20 protein-coding genes are annotated in these 19656 nt (G+C 61.3%); all 20 read left to right on the top strand.

The genetic code is table 11. The features are described from left to right. The first annotated feature begins 51 nt into the window (after positions 1-51). Entirely contained in the window at positions 52-357 is a 306-nt protein-coding gene (locus tag AC07S6_RS01025; protein ID WP_072447517.1) for an STAS domain-containing protein, read from the top strand. Continuing rightward, a complete protein-coding gene (locus tag AC07S6_RS01020; protein WP_495111518.1) occupies positions 354-2072 on the top strand; it encodes a SpoIIE family protein phosphatase in 1719 nt (572 codons plus the stop codon). The genes AC07S6_RS01025 and AC07S6_RS01020 overlap by 4 nt, the downstream gene beginning before the upstream one ends. A 30-nt stretch (positions 2073-2102) precedes the next feature. Then, positions 2103-2450: an Hpt domain-containing protein gene (locus tag AC07S6_RS01015; RefSeq protein WP_014719347.1), complete on the top strand. Its 348-nt coding sequence runs from the start codon at positions 2103-2105 to the stop codon at positions 2448-2450. Between the two features lie 84 nt (positions 2451-2534). Beyond that, complete coding sequence (locus AC07S6_RS01010; RefSeq protein WP_495111517.1) at positions 2535-3839, top strand: flagellar hook-length control protein FliK; 1305 nt, start codon at positions 2535-2537, stop codon at positions 3837-3839. Positions 3840-4101: 262 nt separating this feature from the next. Beyond that, the gene (gene fliL / locus AC07S6_RS01005; RefSeq protein WP_019818373.1) at positions 4102-4602 is read left to right on the top strand and encodes a flagellar basal body-associated protein FliL; all 501 of its coding nucleotides are present in this window, start codon (positions 4102-4104) and stop codon (positions 4600-4602) included. 9 nt (positions 4603-4611) lie between these two features. After that, positions 4612-5580, top strand: a complete 969-nt coding sequence (gene fliM / locus AC07S6_RS01000; protein ID WP_014719344.1) for a flagellar motor switch protein FliM — start codon at positions 4612-4614, stop codon at positions 5578-5580. Positions 5581-5623: 43 nt separating this feature from the next. Further along, positions 5624-6091, top strand: a complete 468-nt coding sequence (gene fliN / locus AC07S6_RS00995) for a flagellar motor switch protein FliN (RefSeq protein ID WP_003192941.1) — start codon at positions 5624-5626, stop codon at positions 6089-6091. 1 nt (position 6092) lies between these two features. Then, positions 6093-6527: a flagellar biosynthetic protein FliO gene (gene fliO, locus AC07S6_RS00990; RefSeq protein WP_495111516.1), complete on the top strand. Its 435-nt coding sequence runs from the start codon at positions 6093-6095 to the stop codon at positions 6525-6527. Further along, positions 6527-7270: a flagellar type III secretion system pore protein FliP gene (gene fliP / locus AC07S6_RS00985; RefSeq protein WP_003192937.1), complete on the top strand. Its 744-nt coding sequence runs from the start codon at positions 6527-6529 to the stop codon at positions 7268-7270. Before fliO ends, fliP begins: the two co-directional genes overlap by 1 nt. 4 nt (positions 7271-7274) lie before the next feature. Next, positions 7275-7544 (top strand): flagellar biosynthesis protein FliQ, encoded by a 270-nt coding sequence (fliQ, locus tag AC07S6_RS00980; protein ID WP_003192936.1) that lies wholly within the window; start codon positions 7275-7277, stop codon positions 7542-7544. A gap of 4 nt (positions 7545-7548) precedes the next feature. Continuing rightward, positions 7549-8334: a flagellar biosynthetic protein FliR gene (gene fliR / locus AC07S6_RS00975; RefSeq protein ID WP_034126792.1), complete on the top strand. Its 786-nt coding sequence runs from the start codon at positions 7549-7551 to the stop codon at positions 8332-8334. A 3-nt stretch (positions 8335-8337) separates the two neighbouring features. Then, positions 8338-9474: a flagellar biosynthesis protein FlhB gene (gene flhB, locus AC07S6_RS00970; protein ID WP_054920172.1), complete on the top strand. Its 1137-nt coding sequence runs from the start codon at positions 8338-8340 to the stop codon at positions 9472-9474. Between the two features lie 782 nt (positions 9475-10256). Continuing rightward, complete coding sequence (cspE, locus tag AC07S6_RS00965; RefSeq protein WP_060764477.1) at positions 10257-10460, top strand: transcription antiterminator/RNA stability regulator CspE; 204 nt, start codon at positions 10257-10259, stop codon at positions 10458-10460. A gap of 460 nt (positions 10461-10920) precedes the next feature. Next, a complete protein-coding gene (gene flhA / locus AC07S6_RS00960) occupies positions 10921-13035 on the top strand; it encodes a flagellar biosynthesis protein FlhA (RefSeq protein WP_034126796.1) in 2115 nt (704 codons plus the stop codon). Between the two features lie 11 nt (positions 13036-13046). Next, entirely contained in the window at positions 13047-14363 is a 1317-nt protein-coding gene (flhF, locus tag AC07S6_RS00955; protein ID WP_003192914.1) for a flagellar biosynthesis GTPase FlhF, read from the top strand. Between the two features lie 105 nt (positions 14364-14468). Then, positions 14469-15302 carry a flagellar synthesis regulator FleN gene (gene fleN / locus AC07S6_RS00950; protein WP_003192912.1) on the top strand — a complete coding sequence of 278 codons (834 nt, stop codon included), beginning with the start codon at positions 14469-14471 and terminating at the stop codon, positions 15300-15302. Continuing rightward, positions 15299-16039: an RNA polymerase sigma factor FliA gene (gene fliA, locus AC07S6_RS00945; protein ID WP_003192909.1), complete on the top strand. Its 741-nt coding sequence runs from the start codon at positions 15299-15301 to the stop codon at positions 16037-16039. The genes fleN and fliA overlap by 4 nt, the downstream gene beginning before the upstream one ends. A 167-nt stretch (positions 16040-16206) precedes the next feature. Beyond that, entirely contained in the window at positions 16207-16581 is a 375-nt protein-coding gene (locus tag AC07S6_RS00940) for a chemotaxis response regulator CheY (RefSeq protein ID WP_003192908.1), read from the top strand. A gap of 18 nt (positions 16582-16599) precedes the next feature. Next, entirely contained in the window at positions 16600-17388 is a 789-nt protein-coding gene (locus tag AC07S6_RS00935; RefSeq protein ID WP_003192906.1) for a protein phosphatase CheZ, read from the top strand. An 11-nt stretch (positions 17389-17399) separates the two neighbouring features. Next, complete coding sequence (locus AC07S6_RS00930) at positions 17400-19610, top strand: chemotaxis protein CheA (protein ID WP_060772682.1); 2211 nt, start codon at positions 17400-17402, stop codon at positions 19608-19610. Positions 19611-19656 lie beyond the last annotated feature (46 nt).

Genomic DNA, 19656 nt, shown 5'->3' with positions numbered 1-19656 from the left:
CTCTTCAACTGCTACACCTTGTGTCTAGTGCAACGACAAGGAAGCAGTCATATGTCAGTCGAGTCAGAAGTATCCCTGGACGGGAAGAAGTTGACGATCGCAATCAAGGGCCGGTTCGATTTCGGCAGCCACCAGGCGTTTCGGGAAGCCTACGAGCGTTTCTACAAGGTGCCCGAGACCTATATCGTCGACCTCAAGGATGCCACCTACATGGACAGTTCAGCCCTCGGCATGCTGCTGTTGCTACGGGATCATGCTGGAGGTGATGACGCCGAAGTCAGTGTGATCAACAGCAGCAACGACGTGCGCAAGATCCTCGCCATCTCCAACTTCGACAAACTGTTCGATATCAATTGAGCGCCCTGGCCCCTGTCCTGGAGGCGCTGACCATCCTGATCGCCGAAGACAGCGCCGCCGACCGCCTGTTGCTGGCGAGCATCATCCGCCGTCAGGGCCACCAGGTGCTGACTGTCAGCAACGGCGCCGAAGCGATTGAGGTGTTTGCCCGTGAGCGCCCGCAACTGGTGTTGATGGACGCGCTGATGCCGGTGATGGACGGCTTCGAAGCCGCACGGCAGATCAAGCAACTGGCGGGGGAGGCGCTGGTGCCGATCATCTTCCTCACGTCGCTGCGCGAAAGCGAAGCCCTGGCCCAGTGCCTGGACGCCGGCGGCGATGACTTTCTGCCCAAGCCCTATAACCCCTTGATCCTGGCAGCGAAGATCAACGCCATGGACCGCCTGCGCCGCCTGCAAGCCACGGTTTTGCAACAGCGTGACCTGATCGCCAGGCACCACGAACACCTGCTGCATGAACAGCGGGCGGCCAAGGCGGTGTTCGACAAGGTCGCCCATTCCGGTTGCATCAACGCCGCGCCGAATATCCGCTATCTGCAATCGCCTTATGCGTTGTTCAATGGCGACTTGTTGCTGGCGGCTTACACGCCATCGGGTGACATGCATGTGTTGCTGGGTGATTTCACCGGCCATGGCTTGCCGGCCGCCATCGGCGCCATGCCCCTGGCCGAAGTGTTCTACGGCATGACCGCCAAGGGCTACGGCCTCACGCAGACCCTGCGGGAAATGAACGCCAAGCTCAAGCGCATCCTGCCGGTGGACATGTTCTGCTGCGCCACCTTGCTGTGCCTGAGCGCCCAGCGGCGGGCAGTGGAGGTGTGGAACGGCGGCATGCCCGAAGGCTATGTGCATGAAGTCGCCACGGGCAGGCGCACGCCATTGATGTCGCGGCACCTGCCCCTGGGGGTGTTGTCGGCAGAGGCGTTCGATGACAGCACCGAGGTCTGGCCCATGGCGTTGGGCGACCGGGTGTTTTTGCTTTCCGACGGCGTGCTCGACACCGCTGACGCCAACGATCAACTGTTCGGCGCCGAGCGCTTGCATCAGGTGTTCGCCGCCAACCGCGAGCCCGACCGCCTGTTCGAGGACATCGAGCAGGCCCTGGCGGCCTTTCGCGGCCAGGCGCGCGATGACGTCAGCATGGTCGAGATCACGTTGCAGGCGGGCCAGCCATTGCGGGCGGCCGAGCCGATGTATGCCGACAGCGGCCAGTCGTGCCCGCTGGATTGGTCGGTGAGTTTCGAATTTCGCGCCCAGACGCTCAGGACCTACAACCCGTTGCCGTACCTGCTGCAACTGCTGTTGGAGATCCATGGCCTGCGTGCGCAGAGCGGGGCGCTTTACAGCGTGATGGCCGAGTTGTATTCCAACGCGCTGGAGCATGGCGTGCTGGGCCTGGACTCACGGCTCAAGCGCGATGCCCAGGGGTTTGCGCAGTATTATCGCCAGCGCCATGAGCGCCTGGCGCAGTTGGACAGCGGTTACGTGCGCGTGCATGTGCAGGTGGTACCCACCGACAAGGGCGGCAAACTGACCTTGCGCCTCGAAGACAGCGGGCAGGGTTTTGATGTGGAGCAAGAGCTGGCGCGCCCCGTGGACATCGACCGTCTGTCTGGTCGGGGCCTGAGCCTGGTGCGTCAACTGAGCAGCGCTGTAGGCTGGTCCGATGGCGGGCGCACTGTCTGCGTGGAGTTTTGTTGGGCGGCTCTGGCATAATCCGCCGATTCTTGATCAAGGAGCGAGCAAGTGGCTGAGATTCATATGGACCCCGAGGTGTTGTCGGGTTTGCAGGAAGTCATGGAAAGCGAATACCCCACGCTGCTGGACACCTTTCTGCATGACTCTGAAGAGCGCGTGCAAGCGCTGCGCAAGGCGCGGGACGACGCCAAGACGTTGGGGCGCATCGCACACAGCTTCAAGGGCAGCAGTGGCAACTTGGGGGCGCTGCGGTTGGCAACGTTGTGTGAGCGGTTGGAGACCGAGTCCTTCAAGTCTGCTTCCGACTTGGGGGCGTTGGTGGATCAGATTGATCGTGAGTTTGCGCTGGTTCGGCCGCTTTATGAGCATGAGCGGGAGCGGTTTTCTGGGGTTTGATATTTTATCGGCCTGACTTGGCCCGACTCTTGCTCCACCTCCATAGACTGCATCCCCGACCCCATGCAGTGGAGACCCTTACTTATGCCAGTCGCCCCCAATTCGCTTCTTCAGGCTGCCGCTGCGGCCAAGCCTCAAGCGCCTGCCGCCACGCCTGCGGTAGCGCCTGCGGCTCCGCGGGACAAGGGCGCTGGCTTCGCTCAAGTGTTTGCCAAGCAAGCTGCCAAGCCGCAGGCCAAGAGCGACGACGCGCCAGCCAAACCGGTGCGCGACAAGGCTTCTGATCCCAGCGCCAAACCGGCCGCCGGCGACGATAAACCTGCCGCCAGCGCGCCAGCGGTTGCCGATAGCGGCAATCCCTTGCCTGCCAAGCCGGCCAAAAGCGACGACAGCGCTGACACTGAGGGTGAGCAACCTGCCGACCCGTCCCTGGCGTTGCAACCGGTTGCCGACCCGGCGCTGGTTGCCACCGTGACGCCTGTGGCGGTCCCCGTACCGGTACAAGCGCCTGCCGTCACGGCCGCAGATGACAACGCCCAGCCGCTCATCGCGGTAACCGAGGAGCCCAAGCAGCCAACCTTCGACCCTGAGGCCGACCCGCTGGATTCGATGCCGGCCGTGCGCCTGGCGATGGAGCAGGGCGGTCATGTCTCGGCCAGCAGCCAGGCGCCGCAGAAAGCCGCGCCCACCACTCAGGACCAGCCGACCGCCGCGCAGAGCTTTGCCGCCGGCCTGGCCAACATGGTCGACCAGCAAGCCACCAAGGACAGCACCGACCAGGGAGGCGACAAGGCCTTCGGCGCGCTGATCGATGACGGCCTCAAGGACCTCAAGAACGCCAGCAGCGACACCCGTGTGGATGACTTCGCCAACCGCCTGGCTGCGCTGACCCAGGCGGCCACGCCGAAAACCGCGAATGCCTTGCCGCCCGTCCCCAATGCGCCCCTGGCCATGCACCAGAGCGGCTGGACCGAGGAGGTGGTCAACCGCGTAATGTACCTGTCCAGCGCCAACCTCAAGTCGGCCGAGATCCAGTTGCAGCCCGCTGAGCTGGGGCGCCTGGACATCAAGGTCAACATGACGGCGGACCAGCAGGCCCAGGTCAACTTCATGAGCGGCCATGCGGTGGTGCGTGAAGCGCTGGAAAGCCAGTCTGGCCGTTTGCGCGAGATGTTTGCCCAGCAGGGCATGGGGCAGGTGGATGTGAATGTCTCCGACCAGTCGCGGGGCCAGGACCAGCAGCAACAGCAGAGCCAGGCGCGAGGCGTCAGTAGCAGCGGCAGGCGCGCTGACAGCGGCGACGCCGGTGGCCCTGTGGATGTGGCCGAAGTGGCAGCGCCCGTGAGCCAGAGCGTGATCGGCTCCAGCGCCGTCGACTACTACGCCTGACTTCCTGCTCAAACCCGGTCAATGTGGGAGCTGGCTGATCGTTCCCACGCTCTGCGTGGGAATGCCACCCCGGACGCTCCGCGTCCCGAAGTCGGCGATGTTTTCGACCGTTGCGCACGGTGACGCGTAGCGTCACAGGATGCATTCCCACGCAGAGCGTGGGAACGATCATCTTCCTGCGCCTGCCAGACAACTCTGGCATAACACTTGCTCTTGCCTTGCCATAGATCTACGAATCCCCGAATAGTGACGGATTATTGGCATGGCGAAGAGCGACGACGCAGCAACTCCCCCCGCAGGCAAAGGCAAGCTCAAGCTGATCCTGTTGATTGTGCTGGGCCTGCTCCTGGCGATCGGTGCCTCGGTGGGCGGCACCTGGTACATCATGCACAGCAGTGCGAGTAAACCGGCGCCCACCGCCGAAACTGCCACGAACGTCAAGCAACCGGCAATCTTCGAGCAGATGCTTCCGGCCTTTGTCGCCAACTACAACCAGAATGGTCGTCAACGCTACCTGCAGGTGAGCATCACCTTGCTGGCGCGCAACCAGGCGGACCTCGATGCCCTCAAGGTGCATATGCCGGTGATCCGCAACAACCTGGTGATGCTGTTCTCCGGGCAGAGCTTCGACAGCCTGGCCACGCCAGTCGGCCAGGAAATGTTGCGCCAGAAGGTCACTGCCAGCGTGCAGGAAGTGGCCCAGAAAGAACTCGGCAAAGTCGTGGTCGAGCAGGCGCTCTTCACTAACTTCGTATTGCAGTAGGATCACGACATGGCCGTGCAAGACCTGCTGTCCCAGGATGAAATCGATGCGCTGTTGCATGGCGTGGACGATGGTCTGGTACAGACCGAAATGGCTGCCGAACCCGGCAGCGTCAAAAGTTATGACCTGACCAGCCAGGATCGCATCGTGCGGGGACGCATGCCGACCCTGGAGATGATCAACGAACGCTTTGCCCGCTACACCCGCATCAGCATGTTCAACATGCTGCGCCGCTCGGCGGACGTGGCCGTGGGCGGCGTGCAGGTGATGAAGTTCGGTGAATACGTGCACTCGCTGTACGTGCCCACCAGCCTCAACCTGGTCAAGATCAAGCCGTTGCGCGGCACTGCGCTGTTCATCCTCGACGCCAAGCTGGTGTTCAAGCTGGTGGACAACTTCTTCGGTGGCGACGGCCGTCACGCCAAGATCGAAGGGCGTGAATTCACCCCCACCGAACTGCGGGTGGTACGCATGGTGCTGGAGCAGGCCTTCATCGACTTGAAGGAAGCCTGGCAGGCGATCATGGAAGTCAATTTCGAGTACATCAACTCGGAAGTGAACCCGGCCATGGCCAACATCGTCGGGCCGAGCGAGGCCATTGTGGTGTCGACCTTCCACATCGAACTCGATGGCGGTGGCGGCGACCTGCACGTGACCATGCCTTACTCGATGATCGAACCGGTGCGCGAAATGCTCGACGCCGGCTTCCAGTCCGACCTCGACGATCAGGACGAACGCTGGGTCAAGGCCCTGCGCGAAGACCTGCTGGACGTCGACGTGCCGCTGAGCGCCACCGTGGCCCGCCGTCAGTTGCGCCTGCGGGATATTTTGCACATGGCGCCTGGGGACATCATCCCCGTCGACTTGCCGGAAGAGTTGATCATGCGCGCCAACGGCGTGCCGTCGTTCAAGGTCAAGCTCGGTTCCCACAAGGGCAACCTGGCGCTGCAAGTGGTTGAGCCGATCAACCGCCGCTGATTCAACCCCAATTCATGATTGTTTGCTGCGCCGAGGACATGTAATGGCTACCGAACACGAAAACACTTCCGCCGAAGACCAGGCCCTGGCTGACGAGTGGGCTGCGGCCCTGGAAGAAACCGGCGATGTTGGCCAGGACGACATCGACGCGCTGCTGGCCGCCGACGCCGCCACCGCGCCGGCCGGCAACCGCCTGGCCATGGAAGAATTCGGCAGCGTGCCGAAGAACAACGACCCGGTGAGCCTCGATGGCCCGAACCTGGATGTGATCCTCGACATCCCGGTGTCGATTTCCATGGAAGTGGGCAGCACCGAAATCAACATCCGCAACCTCTTGCAGCTCAACCAGGGCTCGGTGATCGAACTGGACCGCCTGGCCGGCGAGCCATTGGACGTGCTGGTCAACGGCACCCTGATTGCCCATGGCGAGGTGGTGGTGGTCAACGAGAAGTTCGGCATCCGCCTGACCGACGTGATCAGCCCGAGCGAACGCATCAAGAAGTTGCGCTGAGATGAAGTACTCGATGGCGGGACTGTTGCTGGCGCTGCCATTGAGCGCCCTGGCGGTGGAGCCGGTTGCGCAGACGGCTGCGGCCCCGGCGGTCGGCAGCGTCGGCGGGCAACTGACGCAGCTGGTGCTGGGCCTGTTGCTGGTGATCGGCCTGATTTTTGTGCTGGCCTGGCTGATGCGCCGCGTGCAGCGCATCGGCCCGGGCAACGGCCAAGTAATCGAGCTGGTGGGCTCGCGCGCCCTCGGTCCGCGTGATCGGCTGGTGCTGGTGCAGGTGGGCGAAGAGCAGATCCTGCTCGGCATCACCCCCGGCCGCATCACCCCGCTGCATGTACTCAAGACCCCGGTGGACGCGGTCAAGACCGAAGCCGCCACGCCAGAATTCGCCCAGCGCCTGATGGAGTTGCTGGGCAAGGATCAGAAGGATAAAAAGTAATGCGCGTTTTGTTGACGCTCATGCTGTTGCTGGCCGCGCCGATGGCCCTGGGCGCCGACCCGTTGTCGATCCCGGCGATCACTTTGGGCACCAACGCGGCGGGCGCGCAGGAATATTCGGTCAGCCTGCAGATCCTGCTGATCATGACGGCGCTGAGTTTTATCCCGGCGTTCGTCATGCTGATGACCAGCTTTACGCGGATCATCATCGTCTTCTCGATCCTGCGCCAGGCCCTGGGCCTGCAACAGACGCCATCGAACCAGATCCTCACCGGCATGGCGCTGTTTTTGACGCTGTTCATCATGGCGCCGGTGTTCGACAAGGTGAACCAGCAAGCCCTGCAACCTTATCTGGCGGAAAAGCTCACAGCCCAGGATGCTATCGACAAGGCTCAGGGCCCGATCAAGGACTTCATGCTGTCGCAAACCCGCTCCAGCGACCTTGAGCTGTTCATGCGCCTGTCCAAGCGCACCGACATCGCCACCCCGGACCAGGCGCCGCTGACCATCCTGGTACCCGCGTTCGTCACCTCCGAATTGAAGACCGCGTTCCAGATCGGTTTCATGATCTTCATCCCGTTCCTGATCATCGACTTGGTGGTAGCGAGCGTGTTGATGGCCATGGGTATGATGATGCTGTCGCCGCTGATCATCTCGTTGCCGTTCAAGATCATGCTGTTTGTGCTGGTGGACGGTTGGGCGCTGATTATTGGCACCCTGGCCGGCAGTTTCGGAGGGGTATAGCGCTATGACGCCAGAAGTCGCCGTCGACCTGTTCCGCGAAGCGCTGTGGCTGACCACCCTGATGGTCGCCGTGCTGGTGGTGCCGAGCCTGTTGGTGGGCCTGCTGGTGGCGATGTTCCAGGCCGCCACCCAGATCAACGAACAGACCCTGAGCTTCCTGCCGCGACTGCTGGTGATGCTGGTGACATTGATCGTTGCCGGCCCGTGGCTGGTGCAAACCTTCATGGAATACATCCTGCAGTTGTACGGCAGTATTCCGCAGTTGATCGGCTGAGCCGATGCAATCGTTGCTGGCCTTGACCGACACCCAGATCAGTACCTGGGTGGCCTCGTTCATCCTGCCGCTGTTTCGCGTCACGGCGATGTTGATGGCCATGCCGGTGTTCGGCACCACCCTGGTACCGCGTCGTGTGCGCCTGTATTTCGCGGTGGCGATCACTGTGGTGATCGTGCCTGGCTTGCCGCCGATGCCGCCGGTGAACGCTCTCGACCTGAGCGCCTTGCTGCTGATTGCCGAACAGATTCTGATCGGCGCCATGCTGGGGTTTTCCCTCATGCTGTTCTTCCAGGCGTTTGTGATCGCCGGGCAAATCATCTCGATCCAGATGGGCATGGGTTTCGCGTCCATGGTCGACCCCACCAACGGCGTGTCGGCGGCGGTGATCGGGCAGTTCCTGACCATGCTGGTGACCTTGCTGTTTCTTGCCATGAACGGTCATCTGGTGGCGTTCGAAGTCTTGACCGAAAGCTTCACCACCTTGCCGGTGGGCTCGGGGTTGGTGGTCAACCATTTCTGGGAGCTGGTGGGGCGCCTCGGCTGGGTGCTGGGGGCTTCGCTGTTGCTGGTGCTGCCGGCGATCACTGCGCTGCTGGTGGTCAATATCGCTTTCGGCGTGATGACCCGTGCGGCGCCGCAACTGAATATCTTCTCGATTGGTTTTCCGCTGACCCTGGTGTTGGGTATGGGGATTTTCTGGGTCGGCCTGGCTGACATTCTCAATCAGTATCAACCGCTGGCCACCGATGCCTTGCAGTTCTTACGTGACCTGGCACGGGCGCGCTGAGCCATGGCCGAGAGCGAGAGTGGTCAGGACAAAACAGAAGACCCCACGGAGAAACGTAAAAAGGACTCCAGGGAAAAGGGCGAGATCGCGCGCTCCAAAGAGCTCAACACCTTCGCCACCATGATCGCCGGTGCAGGCGCCTTGCTGATCTACGGCGGTGGCCTGGCGCTGGACCTGCTGGAGATGATGAAGCACAACTTCAGCTTGCCGCGCGAAGTGTTGCTCAACCCCGATGCCATGGGCCAGTACCTGCTGCATTCGGGCAAAATCGCGCTGCTGGCGGTGCAGCCGATCCTGATCACCTTGTTGCTGGCCGCGCTGATCGGCCCGGTGGCCCTCGGCGGTTGGCTGTTTGCCGCGGGCAGCATGGCGCCCAAGTTCAGCCGCATGAACCCGGGGGCGGGGCTCAAGCGCATGTTTTCCGCCAAGGCCCTGGTGGAATTGCTCAAGGCCCTGGCCAAGTTTTTCCTGATTCTGTTCGTGGCGCTGGCGGTGTTGTCGTCCGATATCGACGATTTGCTGCGCATTGCCCATGAGCCGCTGGAATCAGCGATCATCCACAGCGTGCAAGTGGTGGGCTGGAGTGCGCTGTGGATGGCGGCCGGGCTGATCCTCATCGCCGCCGTGGATGCGCCGATCCAGTTGTGGGAAAGCCACAAGAAACTGCTGATGACCAAGCAGGAAGTGCGCGACGAGCACAAGGACCAGGAAGGCCGCCCCGAGGTCAAGCAACGCATCCGCCAACTGCAGCGGGAAATGTCCCAGCGCAAGATGATGGCCTCGGTGCCCGACGCCGATGTGGTCATCACCAACCCGACTCACTACGCCGTAGCGCTTAAGTACGACCCGGAGAAGGGCGGCGCACCGATGCTGCTGGCCAAGGGCAGTGATTTTACCGCGTTGAAAATCCGCGAAATCGCGGTGGCCAACGACATTCTGTTATTGGAGTCGCCAGCATTGGCGCGCTCGATTTTCTACTCCACCGATCTGGACCAGGAAATCCCCGCCGGCTTGTACCTGGCCGTTGCACAGGTACTGGCCTACGTTTACCAAATCCGTCAATACCGCGCCGGCAAGGGCAAGCGGCCTGATCCGCTCAAGGATTTGCCGATCCCGCCGGACCTGCGTCGCGATTCCTGAACGCTGCTGCTCACTGTAGGAGCGAGCTTGCTCGCGAAAAACTCACCGTCGTCGCGTTCATCCTGGCTCCCCGCGTTATCGTTACCCATCTCCGCGAGCAAGCTCGCTCCTACAGTGGTGTGCCGTTTACCTGTCAACTTTGACAGTAGCCATTACGCCGCCTTCACTGTTTGATACAGCGATGAGACGTGCAGCTCTGCACGACTCGGGAGGCGGAGATGGATAGGGGTACGGTCAGGTGGTTTGATGCGGTCAAAGGCATCGGCTTTATTGCCCGGGATCGCGATGGCAACGAGGTTGCCGTTCAGTCGACAGGCGCTCAACACGGTAACGTTCCACCCACCCCTCCCGAACCGCGAAAACCCCGCAAGCGCAAGAAACCCTCGGATGCATGAATCTTCTGCTGTTCCACCGCTACCACCCATCGGCAGCTCGCGTCTACCTGTCAACTTTGACAGTAGCCAAAGGATGTTTCCCGTTGTTCTATGACTGAACCAAACACTGCGCGTATGTAGTAAACGAGATGCAGGGAGAGCGGGATTGAAGGTGGCTACAGGAACTGTCAAATCCTATGACTGGGTCAGGGGCGATTGGCTGATCGAATTGGATGACGAGGCAGAAGAGGTATTTATCAATCGCAAGGATTGGCGTTGCACAGCGCTGTCGGTGGGTAAGCAACTGAGGTTTCAAATGGTCCATCGGCCCAAGGGCATCTATGCGTTGCCCGTCAGGGTGCATCACCGGGGTGGGTTGGGTTCTGAGTAAGTGTAAGGAGAGCGGCAATGGCAGCGGGTACTGTGAAATGGTTTAACGAGGAGAAGGGGTTTGGTTTTATTGCCCCGGAGGATGGGGGGGATGACGTTTTCGTCCATTACTCGGCAATCCAGTCGCAGGGGCTAAAAACCCTGGCTGAAAACCAAAAAGTAGAATTTGACATCACGCAAGGACCAAAGGGCCCCCAGGCTGAGAATGTGAGGCCAGTTTAAAAACTGGATCACATGTGGGTGCTGGCTTGATCGTTCCCACGCTCCCGCGTGGGAACGCATCGCGTGACGCTCTGCGTCACCCTTGCAGAGTGCTCAAGTCGTGCGCCTGGCTCGGGACGCGGAGCGTCCCAGGCGGCATTCCCACGCAGAGCGTGGGAATGATCGAGGGAACCGCGTTATTGTTCTAGCCTCAGGTATCAAGCCTCTTGATCGTTCCCACGCTCCCGCGTGAGGAACGCATCGCGTGACGCTCTGCGTCACCCTTGTAGAGTGCTCAAGTCGTGCGCCTGACACACCGCATCGCAGGCAAGCCAGCTCCCACACTTGAATCGGTTACCACCCGAAAATCGCCCCAAAAGCAAAGTTGGAAGGCTTCTTGCAACCCCGCCTCCAAGTCGCCCTCCAGCGTCAAAACTTTGCTTCAAGGACCCGAGGAATACCGGTGGTAGATCGCTCTCAAATGCTCAACACGGCCCGTGGCACCCTGACTGACCTGTCGCGGGGCAATCTGGGTGTGCCGTTGTTGTTGCTGGTGATGCTGGCAATGATGATGTTGCCGATGCCGCCGTTTCTGCTCGATGTGTTCTTCACTTTCAACATTGCCCTGTCTGTCGTGGTCTTGCTGGTGTGCGTGTACGCCTTGCGGCCGCTGGATTTCGCGGTGTTCCCGACGATTCTGCTGGTGGCGACCTTGCTACGTCTGGCATTGAACGTCGCTTCCACGCGGGTGGTGATGCTTCACGGCCAGGACGGCCATGCCGCTGCCGGTAAGGTGATCCAGGCGTTCGGCGAGGTGGTGATCGGCGGTAACTACGTGGTCGGTATCGTGGTGTTCGCGATCCTGATGATCATCAACTTCGTGGTGGTGACCAAGGGCGCCGGGCGGATTTCCGAGGTGAGCGCGCGGTTTACCCTCGACGCCATGCCCGGCAAGCAGATGGCCATCGACGCCGACCTCAACGCCGGCCTGATCGACCAGGGCCAAGCCAAGGCCCGTCGGGCGGAAGTCGCCCAGGAAGCCGAGTTCTACGGCTCCATGGACGGTGCCAGCAAGTTTGTGCGCGGCGACGCCATCGCCGGCCTGTTGATTCTGTTCATCAACCTGATCGGCGGCGTGGCCGTCGGTATGTTTCAGCACGGCATGACATTCGGCGATGCCGGCAAGGTGTATGCCTTGCTGACCATCGGTGACGGTTTAGTGGCGCAATTGCCATCACTGTTGTTATCCACAGCGGCGGCCATCATGGTTACCCGTGCTTCGGGCTCCGAAGATATGGGCAAGCAGATCAGTCGGCAGATGTTCGCTTCGCCCAAGGCCCTGGCCGTGGCGGCGGGCATCATGGCGATCATGGGCATTGTGCCGGGCATGCCGCACTTCTCGTTCCTGAGCATGGCGGCCTTGGCGGGTGGTGCGGCGTACCTGTTCTGGAAAAAGCAGAACCAGGTCAAGGTCCAGGCCCAACAGGAAATCGCCCGTCAGCAGGAGCTGCTGCCATCCCCGGCCCGCGCCCAGGAAACCAAGGAGTTGGGCTGGGACGACGTCACGCCCATCGACATGATCGGCCTGGAAGTCGGTTACCGCCTGATCCCGCTGGTCGACCGCAACCAGGGTGGGCAACTGCTGGCGCGGATCAAGGGTGTGCGCAAGAAGCTGTCCCAGGACCTGGGTTTCTTGATGCCCACGGTGCATATCCGTGACAACCTCGACCTGGCCCCCAGCGCTTATCGCCTGACCCTGATGGGGGTAATTCTGGCCGAAGCCGAGATCTACCCGGACCGCGAACTGGCGATCAACCCCGGCCAAGTGTTCGGTACCCTCAACGGCATCACCGCCAAAGATCCGGCTTTCGGCCTGGAAGCGGTGTGGATCGAAGTCAGCCAGCGTAGCCAGGCGCAGTCCCTCGGTTACACCGTAGTGGATGCCAGCACCGTGGTCGCCACGCACCTTAACCAGATTCTCTACAAGCACTCCCACGAGTTGATCGGCCACGAGGAAGTCCAGCAATTGATGGGCTTGCTGGCCAAATCGTCGCCAAAACTGGCCGAAGAACTGGTGCCGGGCGTGCTGTCACTGTCGCAGTTGCTCAAGGTGTTGCAAGCGCTGTTGGCCGAACAGGTGCCCGTGCGCGACATTCGCAGCATTGCCGAGGCCATCGCCAACAATGCCGCCAAGAGTCAAGATACTGCCGCTCTGGTGGCGGCGGTGCGTGTCGGCGTGTCCCGCGCAATCGTGCAAAGCATTGTAGGGACTGAGTCCGAGCTGCCTGTGATCACCCTGGAGCCCAGGTTGGAACAAATATTGCTCAATAGTATTCAGAAGGCAGGGCAAGGCCAGGAAGAGGGCGTTTTACTGGAGCCAAGCATGGCTGAAAAGCTGCAGCGTTCGTTGATCGACGCCGCACAGCGCCAGGAAATGCAGGGCAACCCGGTGATCCTGCTGGTGGCCGGCCCGGTTCGCGCGATGTTGTCGCGGTTCGGACGCCTGGCCGTACCGAATTTGCACGTGTTGGCTTACCAGGAAATTCCTGACAATAAGCAAGTGACTATTGTCGCGACAGTTGGGCCCAATGGCTGAGGTAGTGGGTTATGCAAGTTAAGCGTTTTTTCGCCGCCGATATGCGTCAGGCCATGAAACTGGTCCGTGATGAGCTGGGCGCCGATGCCGCGATTATCGGTAACCGTCGGATTGCCGGCGGTGTCGAGCTGACGGCTGCCCTGGATTACACGCCCCAGGCGCTGGCCCCGCGCGTGCCGAACATGGAGCTCGAAGACGAGCTGCGCAAGACCGCCTCGCGCATTGTGTCGGCCCAGGCTGAACTGAGCATGCGTGGCGACAGCGATGCCAGCACCAATCGCCAGCTGTTTGCCGGCCTGCCGCTGACCGCCGCCGAGCCGCTGGTTGAACCCACCTTTGTCGAACCGCCGCGTCCTGCAGCGCCTGCCCCGGCTGCCGCAGTTGACCAGCGCGTGATTGACTCGATGCGTTTTGAACTCAACGGCCTGCGTGAATTGCTCGAAGTGCAGCTCGGCTCGCTGGCCTGGACCCAACTGCAAGGCAGCAAGCCGCAGCAAGCCAACCTCTGGCGTCGCCTGCAACGCATCGGCCTGTCCGGCCCGTTGTCCCGCGACCTGCTGGCCTTGACCGCTGAAGTCGAAGAGCCGCGCCAGGCCTGGCGCATGCTGCTGGCGCACTTGGCGCGCATGATTGCCACGCCGGAAATCGAACCCCTGGAAGAGGGCGGTGTAATCGCCATGGTCGGCCCCGCCGGCATGGGCAAGACCACCACCCTGGCAAAGCTTGCGGCCCGTTACGTGCTTAAATACGGCGCGCAGAATATCGCCCTGGTGAGCATGGACAGTTACCGTATCGGCGCTCAGGAGCAGCTCAAGACCCTGGGCCGCATCCTCAACGTGCCGGTAACCCATGTCGACCCGGGCCAGTCCCTGGCCAATGCCCTCGACCCGTTGCTGCGCAAGCGCGTGGTGCTGATCGATACCGCCGGCCTGCAAGCCAGTGATCCGGCGCTGCGTATGCAGCTCGAAAGCCTGGCCGGGCGAGGCATCAAGTCAAAAAATTACCTGGTGCTTGCAACCACCAGCCAGAAACAGGTTCTTACCGCTGCTTATCACAGTTACAAGCGTTGCGGCCTGGCCGGTTGCATCCTCACCAAGCTCGATGAAACCGCGAGCCTGGGCGAGGTGTTGAGCCTGGCCATCAGCCATGAATTACCGGTTGCCTACCTCACCGACGGGCCGCGGATCCCGGATGATCTGCATCTGCCGCGCCGTCATCAGTTGGTCAGCCGTGCCGTGAGTGTGCAAATGCAAGACGAGCCTAGCGAGGAAGCGATGGCCGATATGTTCGCCGACCTTTACCACCACCCGGCTAAACGGGTGGGTTGAGGCAGGATGAACACCGTGAAATGTACCTACATCGATGGTCTGCAAGCGATTCACGCGGCCAAGCCATGTAGCCTGCGTCTAAGCAAGACAAGGTAAAGAAATAAAATGGGCAGCATGCATCCCGTACAGGTGATCGCGGTGACCGGCGGCAAAGGTGGCGTCGGGAAAACTAACGTGTCAGTGAATTTGTCCCTGGCCCTGGCAGAGCTTGGCCGTCGCGTCATGCTGCTGGATGCTGACCTGGGCTTGGCGAACGTGGACGTTCTGCTGGGGCTGACACCCAAACATACCCTGGCCGATGTGATCGAAGGCCGTTGTGAGCTGCGCGACGTGCTGCTCCAGGGCCCCGGAGGCATTCGCATCGTGCCGGCGGCCTCGGGCACCCAGAGCATGGTGCACCTGAGCCCCGCGCAGCATGCCGGGCTGATCCAGGCGTTCAGCGACATCGGCGACAACCTCGACGTGCTGGTGATCGACACCGCCGCCGGGATCGGCGAGTCGGTGGTCAGCTTTGTGCGCGCAGCGCAGGAAGTGCTGTTGGTGGTGTGCGACGAACCCACCTCCATCACCGACGCCTATGCGCTGATCAAGCTGCTTAACCGTGACTACGGCATGAACCGCTTTCGCGTGTTGGCCAACATGGCCCAGAGCCCGCAGGAAGGGCGCAACCTGTTCGCCAAGTTGACCAAGGTCACGGATCGCTTCCTCGATGTGGCCTTACAATACGTCGGCGCAGTTCCCTATGACGAGTGTGTGCGCAAGGCCGTGCAAAAGCAGCGTGCGGTCTACGAAGCGTTCCCTCGTTCGAAATGCGCACTGGCGTTCAAGGCCATTGCCCAGAAGGTCGATACCTGGCCGTTGCCCGCCAACCCGCGGGGGCATCTGGAGTTTTTCGTCGAGCGTTTGGTGCATCAGACGAGCGCAGGACCGGTGCTATGACATCCAGCGGCTACAACCTTTACAAAAAGTCGGCACGTGACAGCCAGGGCGAATTGATCGAGCGCTATGCGCCGTTGGTCAAGCGCATTGCCTATCACCTGTTGGCGCGCCTGCCTGCGAGTGTGCAGGTCGAAGACTTGATCCAGGCCGGCATGATCGGCCTGCTTGAAGTCTCGACCAAATACGACGCCAGCAAGGGTGCCAGTTTCGAAACGTATGCGGGTATCCGTATCCGTGGCGCGATGCTCGATGAAGTGCGTAAAGGCGATTGGGCGCCGCGTTCGGTACACCGCAATACGCGCATGGTCAGCGATGCAATTCGTGCAATTGAAGCAAAAACCGGCCGTGACGCTAAAGATCATGAAGTTGCGGCCGAACTCCAATTGAGTCTCGACGATTACTACGGGATTTTGAACGATACCTTGGGCAGCCGCCTGTTCAGTTTCGACGACCTTTTACAGGACGGCGAACACGAAGGGCTGCACGAGGACGGCGCGAGCGCGCATACGGAGCCGTCGCGCGACCTGGAAGATGAACGTTTCCAGGGCGCGTTGGCCGATGCAATCGCCAATTTGCCAGAGCGTGAGCGGCTGGTGCTGGCGCTGTACTACGACGAAGAGCTGAACCTCAAGGAAATCGGTGAGGTCCTGGGGGTCAGCGAATCGCGTGTCAGCCAGTTGCATAGCCAGTGCGCAGCCCGCTTGCGGGGCCGATTGGCCGAGTGGCGCGCGCGCTGACAGGCAGTGTGGGGGCACTGCAGACGCTGCCGTGAGATCGCAAGGTTTCGCGGCTATGTGCCGTGGTGCCCTGGGCAGTCCTTTTTGTGTAACGCCTGTTGATTGAAATGGCGCGTCCAGGTGCTGGGCGCGTTTAAGACTGCTTGGAGGTCGAATTGGACAAGAACATGAAAATCCTCATCGTTGATGACTTCTCAACGATGCGGCGGATCATTAAAAACCTGTTGCGTGACCTTGGGTTCACCAACACGGTCGAGGCGGATGACGGCCTGACGGCCATTCCGATTCTCAACAGCGGGAGCATCGACTTTCTGGTGACCGACTGGAACATGCCGGGCATGACCGGTATCGACCTGCTGCGCCATGTGCGCGCCGATGAAAAACTGCGCAGCCTGCCTGTGCTGATGGTGACCGCCGAAGCCAAGCGCGAACAGATCATCGAAGCCGCCCAGGCCGGGGTCAACGGTTACGTGGTCAAGCCATTCACGGCACTGGCCTTGAAAGAGAAGATCGAGAAAATCTTCGAACGCATCCACGGCTAATGCCATCGCGGGGGAGCTATGGAGCATAACGAAACGTCACAGGGCGACTTTGAGTCGACCCTGAAAAAACATGCTCACCAGTTGGTCGACAGCCTGGAAAAAGGCCAGTTCGCCGATGCGGTGCAGTTGATCCATGAGCTTAACCAGACCCGTGACCGCGGCCTGTACCAGGAAGTGGGCAAGCTCACACGCGAGCTGCACAGTGCGATCGTCAATTTCCAGATTGACCCGCGCATGCCCCAGGCCGAAGAAATTTCCCAGATCACTGATGCCACTGAGCGCCTGTCCTATGTGGTCAGGCTGACCGAGGCAGCGGCCAACCGCACCATGGACCTGGTGGAAAACGCCACGCCCCTGGTCAACGGCATGGCCACCGAAGCCCAGGCCTTGAGCCAGGACTGGGGCCGCTTCATGCGCCGCGAAGTCGGCGCTGAAGAGTTTCGTGAATTGGCGCGTCGCGTCGACGGGTTCTTGTCGCGCAGCGAACAGGAAAACCGCACGGTGGCCAGCAACCTCAACGACATCCTGCTGGCCCAGGATTACCAGGACCTCACCGGCCAGGTGATCAAGCGCGTGACTCAGTTGGTCACCGAAGTGGAAAGCAACTTGCTCAAATTGGTGCTGATGGCCGGCCAGGTCGATCGTTTTGCCGGCATCGAACATGACCGCGAAGCGATCCTCTCGGAAAAAGATCCACAAAAACATCTCGCCAAGGGTGAAGGTCCGCAGATTCATGCCGATAAACGTGAAGACGTTGTGTCAGGTCAGGATGACGTAGATGACCTGTTATCCAGTTTAGGCTTCTAAGGAGCACCCACATGAGCTTCGGCGCCGATGAAGAAATCCTTCAGGATTTCCTTGTAGAGGCCGGCGAAATTCTAGAGCAACTGTCCGAACAACTGGTCGAGCTGGAAAGCCGACCGGATGATGCGAACCTGCTCAATGCAATTTTTCGCGGTTTTCACACTGTAAAAGGGGGCGCCGGCTTCCTCCAGCTCCATGAGCTGGTGGAGTGCTGCCACATCGCCGAGAACGTCTTCGACATCCTGCGCAAGGGTGAGCGTCACGTCGACTCGGAATTGATGGACGTGATTCTCGAAGCACTGGATGCGGTCAACGGCATGTTCAGCCAGGTGCGTGAACGTGCACCGATCACCGCTGCCACCCCGGAACTGCTGGCCGCCCTGGCGCGCCTGGCCGAACCTGCCGACACCGCGGCTGCGCCGGTGGTCGAGGCCGCACCGGAACCGGTGGCGCAAGCCGAGCCGGACGTGACCGACAGCGAGTTCGAACAACTGCTCAACTCCCTCAGCGCGGTCAAGGCCGAGGCTGAAGCGCCGGTGCAGCCTGCCGCGACGCCGAGCAGTGAAGACATTACCGACGCCGAATTCGAGTCGTTGCTCGACCAGTTGCACGGCAAAGGCCAGTTCGCAGCAGATGCCGTGGCCCCGCCTGCCGCTGCGCCAGAAGCACCCGCTGCCAACGCCAGCACCGACATCACCGACGACGAGTTCGAGGCACTGCTCGACCAACTGCATGGCAAAGGCACTTTTGTGGCCGAAGCCCTGCCCGAGGTGGCGGCGACTGCCGCCGCCGCTGCGCCAGCGGCCAGTACCGCACCGGCCGGTGACGGGTTGATCTCCGATCACGAATTCGAAGCCCTGCTCGACGAGTTGCACGGCAAAGGCAAGTTCAGCGAAGTGGCCCCGGCCGCTGCCGCCCAGGTTACAGCGCCAGCCGCTGCCACTGCGGCACCGGTTGCTGCCAAACCTGCGCCGGCTGCCAAGCCAGCACCTGCTGCCGCCCCGGCCCCTGCGCGTGCAGCCGCGCCGGCTGCTGCGGAAAAACCCGCCAGCGAAGCCGAAACCACCGTGCGCGTGGATACCGCGCGCCTGGACGACATCATGAACATGGTGGGCGAACTGGTGCTGGTGCGTAACCGCCTGGTGCGCCTGGGCCTGAACAGTGGCGACGAAGCCATGCAGAAGGCCGTGTCGAACCTCGACGTGGTCACCGCCGACCTGCAAACCGCGGTGATGAAAACGCGGATGCAGCCGATCAAGAAAGTCTTCGGCCGTTTCCCGCGCCTGGTTCGCGACCTGGCGCGCCAGCTCAAGAAAGAAATCAACCTGGAGCTGGTGGGCGAAGAAACCGACCTCGACAAAAACCTCGTCGAGGCCCTGGCCGACCCGCTGGTCCACTTGGTGCGCAACGCGGTCGACCATGGTGTAGAAACCCCGGAAGAACGCGAAGCCGCCGGCAAGTCCCGCAACGGCAAAGTGATTTTGGCGGCGGAGCAAGAGGGCGACCACATCCTGCTGTCGATCACCGATGACGGCAAAGGCATGGACCCGACCATCTTGCGCAATATCGCGGTCAAGCGCGGCGTGATGGACAAGGACGCCGCCGACCGCCTCACCGATACCGAGTGCTACAACCTGATCTTTGCCCCGGGGTTTTCGACCAAGACCGAGATCTCCGACGTGTCCGGGCGTGGCGTGGGCATGGACGTGGTGAAGACCAAGATCAGCCAGCTCAACGGCTCGATCAATATCTACTCGACCAAGGGCCAGGGCTCCAAGATCGTCATCAAGGTGCCGTTGACCCTGGCGATCATGCCGACCCTGATGGTGATGCTGGGCAACCAGGCGTTCGCCTTCCCGCTGGTCAACGTCAACGAGATCTTCCACCTCGACCTGTCGCGCACCAACGTGGTGGACGGCCAGGAAGTGGTGATCGTGCGTGACAAGGCGTTGCCGCTGTTCTACCTCAAGCGTTGGCTGGTGGCCTCGGCCGCCCATGAAGAACAGCGCGAAGGCCATGTGGTGATTCTGTCCGTGGGCACCCAGCGCATCGGCTTTGTGGTCGACCAACTGGTGGGCCAGGAAGAAGTGGTGATCAAGCCTTTGGGCAAGATGCTGCAGGGAACCCCAGGCATGTCGGGCGCAACCATTACCGGTGACGGTCGCATCGCACTGATTCTCGATGTTCCGAGCATGCTCAAGCGTTACGCCGCACGGCGTATTTGATTTTGGTGGGGCAGGGCGGTCATGCCCGCCCCGCCTAACGGAGTGT

It is taken from the genome of Pseudomonas sp. GW821-FHT07B01, from assembly GCF_059419065.1.
Note: the sequence above shows the minus strand (reverse complement) of the source record. Positions and strands in the feature narration are given on the sequence as shown.